The organism is Bacillus sp. M13(2017), assembly GCF_002218325.1.
Taxonomy (GTDB): Bacteria; Bacillota; Bacilli; order Bacillales; family Bacillaceae_G; genus Bacillus_A; species Bacillus_A thuringiensis_K.
The window spans coordinates 26128-39297 of record NZ_KZ268505.1 but is presented as its reverse complement, the minus strand read 5'-3'; the positions used below and the strand labels follow the sequence as shown (position 1 = coordinate 39297).

Sequence of the window (13170 nt, the reverse complement as noted above, 5' to 3'; positions counted from 1 at the left end):
GTAAACGGAAGCCTTTCTATTTTATCGTTCTCTGATCTAACAAACATCTTTAATTTGAATAACATCTTTACATTAAGTAAGAAATTTCAGTTTATTTTTAATTCTTTTCATGATATATTGCATATTGTATACGATATATTTCTTGAAAGGAGGACTCTATACATTATGGATTCGAATCGTTTAAAAGGAATCATTATGGTTGTAATCGGTGCTTGTTTATGGGGCTTGTCTGGAACAGCTGCACAACAACTTTTTCAATATGACAATGTTTCAACCGAATGGTTAGTTACGATCCGTTTACTTATATCTGGAATTATTTTACTCATTATTTCCTCATTCGGAACGAGAAAAAAAGAGATATTTGGCATTTGGAAACAAAAATCTGATGCTATTAAAATGATTTTGTTTGGTCTATTCGGTATGCTTGCTGTACAGTATACGTATTTCGCTTCAATTAAAGAAGGAAATGCTGCCGTGGCAACATTATTACAATATTTAGCTCCTATATTCATCACTGTATACTTACTTTTCAAATGGAACGTTCGTCCATCAAAAATTGATTTCATTTCAATTACCCTTTCATTAGTAGGTACTTTTCTCTTACTAACAAACGGGTCTGTTCATAACTTGGCTGTTTCTACACCAGCTATTATTTGGGGGATTTTATCTGGATTATCTCTCGCTTTTTATAGTTTATATTCAAAGGAATTGTTAGAAAAATGGTCTTCCTCCGTTATCGTTGGATGGGGCATGATTATTGGGGGTATTGGTGTAACGATTGTACACTTTATTTCTACAAACGAATTCATTTTATTATCAACTATGAAATATGTAAAACTAAGTACCCTACCGCTCATCACATTTGTCGTCATTTTCGGGACACTTATTGCCTTTTATTTATACTTAGACAGCATACGATACCTGACTCCGAAAGAAACAACATTATTTGGTTGCACAGAACCACTCGCAGCTATTATTTCTTCTGTACTTATATTGCAAGTGCCATTTCAATCTTTTCAGTTATTAGGCGCTTTTTGTGTCATTGTAATGGTGCTCATCTTAAGCCAAAAGCCGGATGAAGGGAAACAAAAATTAAAGCTTGTTCATATAAAAAAGGAAAATATACAATGAAAGGATTGAATTCACTATGCCTGTCCCTCAAAATTATAAAAAACCAGGAAGAATTTCAGCAAAATCACTCGTTTTAAATCAACTACAAGATTGGATTATTGAAGGTGTACTGAAGCCCAATGAAAAAATTAATGATGGGGAATTAGCTGGGGCACTAGGAGTAAGCAGAACACCTGTAAGAGAAGCACTTCAAATATTAGAGCTTTCTGGATTAGTGGAAATGGTACCAGGGCAAAAAACGAAAATTGCTCCTATTAAGTTAGACGACGTATCTATCATTTATGAAACGATGGCTGGTCTTCACTCTATTATAGGAAAGCAAGCTCTTCAAAACATTACAGACGCTGATATTCAACTACTTTCTGAAATAAATAATCATTTCCAGCACTCTATAGAGAAAAAAAACGCAAAACAAGCTTTAGAATTAGATATACAATTCCACAATACAATTTCTTCTATTGCTAAAAACCAATATATTGAACCCTTTCTAGAAAATATGCAACTTCACGTTTTACGTCTTGAATATTTGTTTTTCCAAAACTTTGTTCCAGCAAGTCAATCTATTGAAGAACATCACTCTATCATTCAAGCATTGCAGAAGCAGGACGAAAAACAAATGGAACAAATAATGACTCAAAACTGGCTCCGTCCCATGAAAGAAATACAAAAAATAATTTCTACGAAATAAAAAGAGAGCTGGTTACACAAAATCGTAACCAGCTCTCCTTTTACTAATCTATATAGCTATGCCTGAATATTTGCATAATCTTCCATATCTTCGTACTCTTTTTCCAATTCCTCTAAAGACAGCTCGTATAATTGTCGGTCGCGAATCTTAAACACACCTGCTCCAATTAACTCATCAATTAAATGCCTCTTACGATTTTCAACAGCAAAACGGAGTTGACTACTCATCTTTTAAAAAACTCCTTTCTACGATCATTGAAAATGATAATCTTTATCAATTACCACTTTTGATTATAAAAGATGACTCTTTATAAGTAAAGTAATTTCATGAAATATTTACCTTGCAAAGTATTTGTGGCCACATTATATATATGTATGCCGTGCGAAAAATGTTATGACACTTTTTCTTTCATACTTTGCAAGTTGTCTCATCGTGATGAAATTCACCATCTATTTCTACTTGAATGGTGACATGTTCTACATGAAACTTCTCCTTTAATACATCCGTAGCCTCTTTTAATACACTTTGCGTTTCATTACCTTTAATAATCAAGTGGCAAGTTAATACTTGAAAATCCGATGTGACAGACCATATGTGCAAATCATGAACTTCTTTTACAATCGGAATACTTAATAACATACTTTTTACCTCTTCAACATTTATGTGCTGTGGTGCACCTTCCATTAATATATGAACCGTATCACGTGTTACACGCCATCCACTAATAATGACTAAAATAGACACAAGAATACTAGCAATCGCATCTGCAGCAGTCCATCCGAAAAATTTAATAAGTAACGCAGCAATGATCGCTCCGACGGAACCCAATAGATCGCCTAGTACGTGCAGGAAAGCACTTCTTAAATTCAAATTACCTTTCACATCTCCGCCTCTCATTAATATCCCGGCTGATAAAATATTAATAAGCAGACCAAGGACTGCAATAATGAGCATCCCATTACTAGCAATCTCAACTGGTTCTTTAAAACGACGGATTGCTTCAATAAAAATGTATACCGAAATGACAATAAGAACGACACCGTTACATAATGCTGCTAACATTTCGACTCGCTTATACCCGTATGTTTTCGCAGTTGTTGCTGTTTTTTCTCCGATTTTAAACGCAAGTAAACTTAAAGCTAAAGATACTGCATCACTTAGCATATGCCCCGCGTCAGATAGTAGTGCTAAGCTATTTGTTACAAATCCACCAACAACTTCTGCAATCATAAAACTTGTTGTTAGTAGGAAGGCAATTAGTAACGCCTTTTTATTTTTTGAATGACCATGATCATGCGAATGTCCCATACTTATACTCCTTTAAGTACAATATCTGTATGTTAGTATGAAACAAACTCCCCATCTTTATCCCGAATTGACTGATTGTAAACGCCCGCTTCCTCTGTATACACACTTCGCTATTTTTTAAACAATCCCTTTTTCTCAAATAAAACAAGACTACTTCTTTTTTATTTTCATATTGTTTACTAATGAAAGAATTTTTAAGGAGGTTACTTAAATGAAACGTTTATTTCTCTGTATGGAACGTGAACTTGTTGTAGTGAAAGAACACAATGATAACTATGAAACGACTTATCACTTAAAAAATATGCAACCTACCTGTATCGCTGTTGATCCGTTCCACCCAAACCGTGTATATTGCGGAACATTTGGACGAGGTCTATGGTTAAGTGACGATAGTGGGGATTCATGGCGACCAATTGGAGATTCTTATCGTTACTTTGATTTCCCTAAAGAAGATGGTATTTTGCACTCCTCTATCACTTCCATAACAATAAGCTCAAATGAACAAGTTAACGGATATGGTGTCGTTTATGTCGGCACAGAACCAAGCGCTTTATTTCGCTCTGAAAATGGTGGTGAAACGTGGACTGAACTTAAAAATATGAAATCATTATTATCTTCTTATACGTGGGCATTTCCGCCTAGACCTTTTACCCATCACGTACGCTGGATTACAGTTGACCCAAACAACCCTAATACAATACACGTTTCAATCGAAGCTGGTGCTGTTATTCAAAGTAACGATAAAGGGCATACATGGATTGATAAAAAATTCGGTGCTCCTATCGATGCTCATCAATTACTTATGCACCCTGAAGCACCAAATCGCCTCTATGCATCATGTGGTGACGGATTTATGGGCGGACCTGATCGTGCTTATCTTGAGAGTTATAACAATGGAAACAGCTGGATCTCATGTAGTGCAGGACTTGAACATCATTATTTATACAGCATGGCAATTGATCCAGCTGATTGTGATACGATTCTCGTTTCTGCCGCGCCAAGTGCTGATCTCGCTCATCATCGTATCCCTTATGAGTCTTATATTTATCGAAAAACGAAAGATACTCCTTTCCAGCAAGTACAACAAGGACTACCATCTGCAATCGGTACAGTCATTTCGATGTTTGCGACAAACGAAGCCGAACCACATACGTTCTACACGTTAAATAACAATGGCGTCTTTCAATCCAATGATAGCGGCGAATCGTGGGAACAACTAAATATTCCGTGGAAAGATGAGTATAAAACGCAGCATCCGCATGCACTATTCGTCACTAGTTCTTAACGAAAAAAGACTGCCTAAATGATTTTAGGCAGTCTCTCTTTTATTTCTTTAAATCAATGACAATATCATCTAACACAATATCTTTGCTCTTCGCTTCTTTTTTCGGCACTTCTATTTTCTTCTCTTTCCCATTCACATACTCTACTCCACCATGATTTTCAGGTGTATGTACTCGCAAGTGCACGCGAGGTGTAACGATAAGCTTTGTTGCATTTTCGTTTAGTTTTTGGAAGGTGGCACTCCAACTACTTTTATGTGGCTCTGCTACTGTACTACTTCCGCCATTTCCTTCACCAGCATAATGATTTCCTAAATCATCTTTTATTTCTAACTCAACATCCGCACTATCCCATATACTTCTTAATACCTTAGATTCTTCCTGATTGAAAAAAACGATAAATGACATCGGAGTTACTTCCATTTTGTCTATATTTACTTTTATTAATTCATTTTCAGAAACCCCATTAACTTTTACTTCCTTACTATCCATTGCTTTTAAACTAAGCGCGAAATTCCAGTTTCCCTTTATTACATTACCTTCATAATCCAACTCAATTGCCTCTATATCCCACCAAACATTTGCAACATCTAACCTTTCACTACCATGACCACTCATCGTAGTCATACCTACATATTTTCCCTCTCCAACTTTTGTAACGTTCGAACTACCTCCTCCGCCATTAAAGCCCATAACTTGCGGACTTCCAAATGGGAACGGTTTCTCTCCTAAATCTTTTTCGCTCTCAATAGAATATGTAATTGTAATTGTTCTACCATCGAATACAGCATCATTAATTGTAACCTTAACCCCATTATTCTCTTTTGTCATATTCAACTCAGTCGAAAATTCCTTATAATTTTCATATAACCCCGTTCTACCATTATCTAAAAATCGGAATATGTCACCTACAATTGGCAATCCCCCGGCATATGTAGGAAAACCGATACCAAGAGTTGCAACCGATAATCCTACTAAAATAGATGCAGCAGCGACACCCTTCTTCCAACTTTTCATCTTTTTCTTCGTACGTATCGATTGTTTTACATTTCGTTTTACTTTTTCCTTTTCAATTTCAGAAGCCTCAATTTCTTCTAGTTCTTTTTCATCTATATCAATATCATTTAATAGTTCATAAATGTCTTTCATATTGCACTACCTCCAAAACTAATTTTCGTAGCATTTTGTTGTAGTTTCTTTTTCCCCCGGTACACTCGATTATCAATTGCTGCCCGAGTTAATCCTAACTTGTCACCTATTTCCTCTGTCTTCATACCAAGTAAATATTTCATAATGAACACCTTTTGATCTAGCGGTTCTAATTGATTAATGAGCTTCAATAATTCTTCCCTATCTTCCATAACGATTAATTCGTCTTCTGCTGATTTTTCTGTATTGATATGAAACTCATCTGAAATGATTTCTACTGTTTTAGTCGATTTCCGGTAATAATCAATTGCTTTAAACTTCGCAATCGCTGCAATCCACTTTTTAAAATCACTCGGCTCTCCATGGAATTTATTTGCGTTATTCCAAATGGAAAGAAATATATCGTTTATACATTCCTCTATGAGTCCATCATTTTGAATGGGAAGTAGAACTTTATGCGTGATCCCCTTTATGAGTGGTAAGTATGTATCGACAACGAATTCTAACGCGTCTTCTTTTTGCCGCTGTAATCTTTTTATAAAATTTTTCTCATTTGATTTCATGTAGCGATTCCCCTTATTGTTTTGTAAAAGCTTTTACACCCTATATAACGTCTGAGAAAATTTTTTCTCTCATCTTTTTTATTTTTTGTATGTAATGGAATACTTTCCCTTAGCCATTTTCTCACATAACTATGCATTCAAAGAAAACTTTCTCAAGTCTGTAATTTAATTCATGTAGTACACTATTTATATAGTCACTCTTTAATTTAGTGTACATTTTATTTCATTAATCTATTTTAAAAATTAGGAGATGAGATGTGTATGTGTGGAATTACAGGTTGGGTAGATTGGAAAGAAGACCTTTCAAATCAACATGTTATTTTAAAAAAGATGGCAAATAGTATTGAGCATCGTGGTCCGGATGCTGAAGGATTTTGGTTTTCACCTCATGCGGCCTTTGCACACCGGCGTTTAATTGTAATTGATCCAGAAGGCGGGACACAGCCGAAGACATTTCGTGCTGGTGATTATACGTATGCTCTTACTTATAATGGAGAAATTTATAATTTCTGTGAACTTAGAGAGCAGCTTCAAAAATGTGGGCATGCATTTGAAACCCATTCAGATACAGAAGTATTACTACATGCTTATTTAGAATGGAAAGAAGACTGCGTACGACATTTAAACGGAATTTTCGCTTTTGCCTTATGGGATGATCAGAAGCAACAATTGTTTTTAGCACGAGATCATTTAGGTGTAAAACCACTCTTTTTTACAGAAAGAAATGGCAGTATTATTTTTGGCTCTGAAATTAAAGCATTATTAGCTCATCCATCTGTCCCTGCTGAACTTGATGCGGGTGGAATAAATGAAATATTTGGATTAGGCTTATTTCGCACTCCAGGATGTGGCGTCTTTAAACATATTCAAGAAGTACGTGCTGGACATTCTATAACATTTACACGTCATAAAAAAGTAGTTACGAAGTATTGGAATTTAGAAAGTAAGTTCCATACAGACTCTATAGAAGATACATCTTCGCATATTTTATCTATTTTACAAGATACAGTAAAAAGACAATTAATTGCCGATGTTCCTCTCGTTTGTATGTTATCAGGCGGATTAGACTCTAGCGGTATTACTGCACTTGCGGGTAAAGAATTTGCTGCTGAAAATAAAACACTTCATACGTATTCTGTTGACTTTGTAAATAGCGCAAAAGATTTCGAACTGACATTTGCTCGCACTGGTTTAGACGCTCCTTGGGTAAAACGCGTTTCTGAACATGTCGGGACAGCGCATCATGATATCATTGTGAATGCTGAAGAATTAGCAAATCACTTATTCGTTCCCCTTCATGCAAAAGATTTACCGAGTGCTGGTGAAATGGAAACTTCACTATATTTACTATTTTGCGAAATGAAAAAAGATGCGACCGTAGCTTTATCCGGCGAATCGGCTGATGAAGTATTCGGTGGATATCCTTGGTTTCATCAAGAAGAACTACTATATGTAGATAAGTTTCCTTGGCTAACAAATTGGAAAAATACATCTCCTCTTCTACTAAATGAAGTAAGTAACCAATGTAATCTAGAAGACTATATTGATACACGATTCCAAGAAGCTATACTTGAAGTACCTACTCTTGAAGGCGAAAGTAAAAAATCCGCGAAACAACGTCAAATGTTTTATTTATTTTTAACAAGATTCCTTCCTTTCTTACTTGACCGTAAAGATCGTATGAGTATGGCTGTAGGATTTGAAGTTCGTGTACCGTTTTGCGATTATCGATTAGTTGAATATTTATGGAATGTTCCTTTCAACATAAAAAGTATTGATAATATCGAAAAAGGCATTTTACGTAGAGCACTACAACCATCTTTACCTGACGATGTACGCAATAGAAGAAAAAGCGCTTATCCAACTTCACAAGATCCACACTACTTACAAACAATCCGTAATTTAACACTTGATATGTGTAACAATAAAAACAATCCTATTTTCTCACTTATTAACCATTCCATCTTACTTTCAATTGCTGATCAAAGTAATAAAGAGATTAACAATTTTGAAGCAAGAAGTGCCATGGAGTATATGCTACAAGTAAATGAATGGTTAAAAACATATCATATCCATATTGCTTAACAAAAAGGAGTTCAAGGATAAAAGCCTTGAACTCCTTTTATATTAATTAGCACATTGTTTATTATCAGTATCAATAGACCATCCAATAATCGTGGCACAATCTCTACCTTTCCACTGCAGTACATTTGTTAATACTGGCTCAATCTGTAAGCTATTCCCGTCATGTAATACTTCTACTAAAGATTGATCATCATCAAACTTTCGTTTGTCACACTCTAAAATGCCATCTGTTGCCATTACAATGTGATTCATTCCTTTTTCTAATCCTCTTACACCTGACGTAAAGCAAGGTGTATTTGCTGCAAAAATATTTTTCCTGCCAATATATTCGTAATTTTTCCGTTTATTTAATCGTCCTTTTCCATTTTTTGTTTTCTCAGAATGGAATAAATACGCAAAACAATCACCAACTGATAACCAATATAAAAATTCGCCTTTTCGTAAACAAATTAAGCAAGCGAGTTCCTCATCATCTTGATCACACTTTTTAATAAATAACTCATCTGTAAATAACGCTAATAAGTACATATGTGTATGATGAAAAGCTAAATGTATTGGATAGGAAAATAACTCTTTTAATTTCTCTTTTCTTTCTGAAATCGCTTCTATTATATAATCAATATTTTTTGTTTTGTGGTGTGTATCAAAAATCATAACAAATTCAAATTGTAATTCAGGATCCCACCAAGCAAGCACCGCATCTCCTCGTTCATATGCATCACTTTCTTGATTTCCCCCATATACGCCGACTGAAAGAGGACCACATTTTTCAACATGTATTTCATCTACATACATCTGTTCATGACTCATCCATTTGAATGTATTCACAGCTATCATCCTCTCTCTTGCTAAATGTATACCTTTACACATAGATTACCTTATATTTCAATAAAAATAAACTTTTTCAACATTTTTTATCCAAATAAAAGGATTTTATTTCTAAAATGACGAATATATCTTACTATACGATATAAAAAGGGGATTTATTATTATGAACAACATTAATCAACATTGGGAGAGCATTTATTATCACTTACGATACGAATACGAGGACAACCTTTCCCACCAAGCAATTCGTATTTTACAAATCGTTTCTCGTGAGAAAGATATAACAATTGGAAAAGTCGCTACTGAGCTTAGTCTTTCTCATAACACAGCATCTGAACATATAAAGCGCCTTATTCAAAAGGGTTTCATCGTTAAAGAGAGAAATAAAAAAGATGAAAGAGTGGTAAACCTTACATTAACAATCGAAGGAATTGAAGTATTAGAAAAACATACTTTACTAGATAAAGAAAAGATAAAAATATTAGAATCACAGTTATCAAAAGAAGAACAACAATTAATTGAAAAAGCATTTTCCTTATTAGCGAAGGAGGCAAAATATGCATTTCCTCGTTAAAGTAATCGTTTCGGCACTTATTATCGGCGTTATTACTGAAGTCGCCAAACATTATAGTACGATAGGTGGCTTTATTGCTGCCCTTCCTCTCGTGAGTTTACTTAGTCTATTTTGGATTTCATTTGAAGGCGGGAATAAACAAGAATTGAGTGAATTTGCTTTAGGGGTATTATATGGATTCCCCGCATCAGCACTACTATTATTTATTGTCTATATTGGTTTGAAAAATTCATTTACACTTAGTACATCTGTCCTACTCGGTATAGGTGTTTGGTGTATCGTTTTTGCTTGTCAAAAATTATTTCAAGCTTAGGAGGAATTAACATTCATAAATTTGTAGAAATAATGGGGCAAAATATAGAAGTACATATAAAAGGAGGTGGTAAACAAACTGTAGTCATTCAAACCGGAATGACTTGCTCATTTTATGATTGGCTTCCTATTATAAAAAAGCTTTCACAGCACTTTACAGTCGTTTCATACCATCGCCCAGGTTACGGGAAAAGTGAGCTAGGAAATCAGCCACGTACAATAAGGCAAGTTACAAAAGAGCTACATATGTTACTAAACAAACTAGCTATTCAAGAGCCATTTATTCTAATCGGTCATTCCTATGGAGGCTTATGTGCACAACATTTTGCGATGTTACATGAAGATAAGCTGCAAGCACTTATTTTAGTTGATTCTACTTCGATGAACTTACACTGTTTAGATGAACTTCATTTACCAATTTCTGATCAAATTGATTCTGATGATGTTTGGTTTCAAAAATATAATATATATTTCAAAATGGATGTAGACACACTTTATAATGAACTAAAACCTATTCTCACCGATCAATCAAAACAGCAAATTGAATTCTCTACCTCGCCTCCATTATATAAAGCGACAGCTTCTGAATTATCAGAGTGGAAAAACTGTGCTCTCTCACTAAAAGAGCTATATAAAACATTAGAAATACCATTAATCGTTATCGGTAGAGATCCTCATTATTCTATTACTCAGTTGACTGAGGGTGGCATGCCAAAAGAGGAAGCGACACAACTTGAATCAATGTGGCAAGAACTGATCCATGAACAATTACAACTCTCCATACATAGCCAATATATACTTGCCGAACATGCTGGTCACGGAATCGAAATTGATCGGCCTGATATTATTATTGAGGCTGTTCAATCTCTATAAATAAAAAAAGGAAGCAACTAAAGTTGCTTCCTTACTTATCTATTCATAATCTTCTTCATCATCGATTTCTTCGTAATACGCATTCCCATTACTTACATAAATAGGGCCATTCGCAACATCAATACGTAATACCCATGCCCATGGCACAGCTAAACGCTTATGTATTGCTCGCCAAAAGCTCATTGATTTTCTTTCGTACTCCTGGAACTCCTGAAGTAACTCTTTATAGGAGGAACCGTCTAACTGAATATTTGCTTCTAGCAAACGAGAATGGGCATAGTACTGCAGCTCTAGTTCAGCAGCAATTTCCATTTCTTCTTCTGTTGCCATACCAATAATTGTTCCATCTGCTGGTGCAATTTCATATACGTTGTGAACTTCAATAAGCCCTTCTTTCTCTTTCTCAAACATGTAAACAGCCTCCTTTAACATATATTTTTTATGTTACAAAGTCATACTTCTACAATAACTTCTCTCTTTCCTCTTTTTTTGATAAACTTTTACAAAATATTTAACCGATGACCTGTTTTCTCTATTCTTTCAGCAGAAATGAAACGATTTTTATCAAGATTTAATTTATACACATCAGGCATATGAAGTGTTTTCCAAAACTCCAAATCATATTTCGAATTAAAATAATTCATTAGTAATACCATAATATTTCCATGCGTGCCTATTACAATATTCTTACCTTCATATTTTCTTAATATATTTTGTATACATATTACAGCGCGCTTTTGTGCTACAGTATTCGATTCTCCGCCTTCGTATGCAAAACTCCAATCTTTCCACACATTCTGCATAGCATCATTAAAATTTGATACTGGCTCTGTGCTCAATAATCTTTCACGCAAATCTTCTTCAGTTTGTATTGATAATTTATATGTATTCGCAATTCCTTGTACAGTTTGGATTGCTCTTTTGTAAGGACTAGAAATAACAACATCAATATGTTTATCTTTTAATAAATGCGTTACATTTTCTGCATCACAGTGCCCTTTTTCAGATAAAGGTCGTTCCCGTTCTTCTTTTGTATATGTAGAATGGGCATGGCGAACGAAATATATTGTTGTCATTTTTTAACCTCCTTTCTTATTTTCCATCTATATTCAATAATAAGATTGGAAAATCCTGTATTACAAAAGAGCACTTTTCATAAGTGCCCCTTTGTTTACATAATAAAATTATTTCATTATAATTTATTTCTAAACTCTTCATCTGTTATAGCATCTTGAATAAAATAATCTATATTATTTCTCAGTTTTTGATATGAAACTTGATCTTCTATATCGTTAAACATAATGACAATTTCTACTTTATTCCCTTTCTTATCTGTAGTATACAAGCTTTTTGTCAATACGAATGCGGTAGAACCACCTTTTTGACCAGCATATTCGAACTTACTATTTTTAACTGTTCCTTTGAAAATGTTCTCGATCTCTTCTTGCATTGATTTTGGAAAATAATTTCTACTATTTATCTTTTCCATTATACTCATATAATCTTTAGCGTTTGCACCCACTAATCGATCTGACCAAATTCGCTGAAATTCCATATCTACCTTTAATGGGATATCCCGTTTCTTCCATGCTTCTTCATCTTTCATCCATTCATGAATTTGTAACACATGTTTATTATACTCATCCTTTGACATGTTACGTATCATTTCTAATGATTGATTTTCTGGCTCATGAAGCTCATTTTCTACATACCCTCTCATATATAGTGAAGCAGTATACGAAGAGAACTTGTCATGACTAGTAAGCTCTAACTCTTTTATACTTTCATTTACTCTTTCTAATCCAAGCTTATCTAATAAATATGTTGTATTTGCATTAGAACTATAATAAATCATCCCTTTAGCGACTTCTTCTAAAGAAATTTTTCCGTTTTTCACTAATTCTCTCACTTTGGCATCTTCTAACCAGTCAGGATGTGCTCCACCATCAGTGTTTTTAACATAATATTTTTCTAGCTCCTGCAATGAAATTTGTTCATCTTTACTTATTTTCCCTTCTGATACTTGTTTAGCAAATTCAACTGCTATTACGATTTTTGCTGTACTCGCTAAAGGCAATTTTACATTTTCATTTATAGATGTTAGTATTTCCCCATTTTTTCTAATCAGTAATGAACATGTTTTATCACTTTTATGTTCTTTTATGTACTTTAATACGTAATTCGGATCTTCTTTTGACAAGTAGTACTTCATAATAACAAAGAAAGCTATAACGGCTACTATAATGACTCCTGCAACAATTCCTATAATCTTTAATATGTTCACAATATACCTCCTCTAACAAATTTCCTTCTATATCATAATTATACCGAATGAAATTACAAAATTATACAAAACAGATTGACTCTTCCTACACA

At 34.2% G+C, this 13170-nt stretch carries 15 protein-coding genes; 7 read left to right on the top strand and 8 right to left on the bottom strand.

The window, feature by feature from the left end; all coding sequences use genetic code 11:
- The first annotated feature begins 165 nt into the window (after window positions 1-165).
- Together CGQ22_RS15275 and CGQ22_RS15270 are read left to right on the top strand one after the other, a co-directional pair.
- Window positions 166-1131, top strand: coding sequence for a DMT family transporter (locus CGQ22_RS15275; RefSeq protein ID WP_046945473.1), 966 nt, complete (start codon window positions 166-168; stop codon window positions 1129-1131).
- 16 nt (window positions 1132-1147) lie between these two features.
- Window positions 1148-1819 carry a GntR family transcriptional regulator gene (locus CGQ22_RS15270; RefSeq protein ID WP_046945474.1) on the top strand — a complete coding sequence of 224 codons (672 nt, stop codon included), beginning with the start codon at window positions 1148-1150 and terminating at the stop codon, window positions 1817-1819.
- Window positions 1820-1875: 56 nt separating this feature from the next.
- Here the strand turns inward: CGQ22_RS15270 and fbpA are convergent, their stop codons facing one another.
- Complete coding sequence (gene fbpA, locus CGQ22_RS15265; RefSeq protein WP_000098302.1) at window positions 1876-2046, bottom strand: Fur-regulated basic protein FbpA; 171 nt, start codon at window positions 2044-2046, stop codon at window positions 1876-1878.
- 181 nt (window positions 2047-2227) lie between these two features.
- Entirely contained in the window at window positions 2228-3127 is a 900-nt protein-coding gene (locus CGQ22_RS15260; RefSeq protein ID WP_089148929.1) for a cation diffusion facilitator family transporter, read from the bottom strand.
- 211 nt (window positions 3128-3338) lie between these two features.
- On the opposite strand from CGQ22_RS15260, the gene CGQ22_RS15255 reads away from it, so the two are divergent.
- On the top strand, window positions 3339-4412 hold the full coding sequence (locus CGQ22_RS15255; protein WP_089148928.1) for a WD40/YVTN/BNR-like repeat-containing protein: 1074 nt from the start codon (window positions 3339-3341) through the stop codon (window positions 4410-4412).
- Between the two features lie 40 nt (window positions 4413-4452).
- Here the strand turns inward: CGQ22_RS15255 and CGQ22_RS15250 are convergent, their stop codons facing one another.
- Both CGQ22_RS15250 and CGQ22_RS15245 read right to left on the bottom strand, forming a co-directional pair.
- On the bottom strand, window positions 4453-5559 hold the full coding sequence (locus CGQ22_RS15250) for a DUF4179 domain-containing protein (protein ID WP_089148927.1): 1107 nt from the start codon (window positions 5557-5559) through the stop codon (window positions 4453-4455).
- Window positions 5556-6122, bottom strand: a complete 567-nt coding sequence (locus CGQ22_RS15245) for a sigma-70 family RNA polymerase sigma factor (protein WP_089148926.1) — start codon at window positions 6120-6122, stop codon at window positions 5556-5558. Before CGQ22_RS15245 ends, CGQ22_RS15250 begins: the two co-directional genes overlap by 4 nt.
- Before the next feature lie 261 nt (window positions 6123-6383).
- On the opposite strand from CGQ22_RS15245, the gene asnB reads away from it, so the two are divergent.
- Window positions 6384-8207 carry an asparagine synthase (glutamine-hydrolyzing) gene (gene asnB, locus CGQ22_RS15240; protein ID WP_089148925.1) on the top strand — a complete coding sequence of 608 codons (1824 nt, stop codon included), beginning with the start codon at window positions 6384-6386 and terminating at the stop codon, window positions 8205-8207.
- 42 nt (window positions 8208-8249) lie between these two features.
- On the opposite strand, the gene CGQ22_RS15235 is transcribed toward asnB, so the two are convergent.
- On the bottom strand, window positions 8250-9077 hold the full coding sequence (locus tag CGQ22_RS15235; protein ID WP_002163920.1) for a PP2C family serine/threonine-protein phosphatase: 828 nt from the start codon (window positions 9075-9077) through the stop codon (window positions 8250-8252).
- Between the two features lie 121 nt (window positions 9078-9198).
- On the opposite strand from CGQ22_RS15235, the gene CGQ22_RS15230 reads away from it, so the two are divergent.
- The 3 genes from CGQ22_RS15230 to CGQ22_RS15220 are packed head-to-tail and all read left to right on the top strand — an operon-like array spanning window position 9199 to window position 10794.
- Complete coding sequence (locus CGQ22_RS15230; RefSeq protein ID WP_001059785.1) at window positions 9199-9609, top strand: MarR family winged helix-turn-helix transcriptional regulator; 411 nt, start codon at window positions 9199-9201, stop codon at window positions 9607-9609.
- Entirely contained in the window at window positions 9593-9922 is a 330-nt protein-coding gene (locus CGQ22_RS15225; RefSeq protein ID WP_000545629.1) for a DUF3147 family protein, read from the top strand. The genes CGQ22_RS15230 and CGQ22_RS15225 overlap by 17 nt, the downstream gene beginning before the upstream one ends.
- Window positions 9883-10794 carry an alpha/beta fold hydrolase gene (locus tag CGQ22_RS15220; protein WP_139032732.1) on the top strand — a complete coding sequence of 304 codons (912 nt, stop codon included), beginning with the start codon at window positions 9883-9885 and terminating at the stop codon, window positions 10792-10794. Before CGQ22_RS15225 ends, CGQ22_RS15220 begins: the two co-directional genes overlap by 40 nt.
- Before the next feature lie 39 nt (window positions 10795-10833).
- Here the strand turns inward: CGQ22_RS15220 and CGQ22_RS15215 are convergent, their stop codons facing one another.
- The 3 genes from CGQ22_RS15215 to CGQ22_RS15205 all read right to left on the bottom strand — a co-directional run bounded on the left by CGQ22_RS15215 (window position 10834) and on the right by CGQ22_RS15205 (window position 13078).
- Entirely contained in the window at window positions 10834-11205 is a 372-nt protein-coding gene (locus tag CGQ22_RS15215; RefSeq protein WP_000461766.1) for a hypothetical protein, read from the bottom strand.
- Between the two features lie 89 nt (window positions 11206-11294).
- On the bottom strand, window positions 11295-11870 hold the full coding sequence (locus CGQ22_RS15210) for a histidine phosphatase family protein (RefSeq protein ID WP_089148923.1): 576 nt from the start codon (window positions 11868-11870) through the stop codon (window positions 11295-11297).
- Between the two features lie 116 nt (window positions 11871-11986).
- Entirely contained in the window at window positions 11987-13078 is a 1092-nt protein-coding gene (locus tag CGQ22_RS15205; RefSeq protein ID WP_089148922.1) for a serine hydrolase, read from the bottom strand.
- Between the last annotated feature and the right edge of the window lie 92 nt (window positions 13079-13170).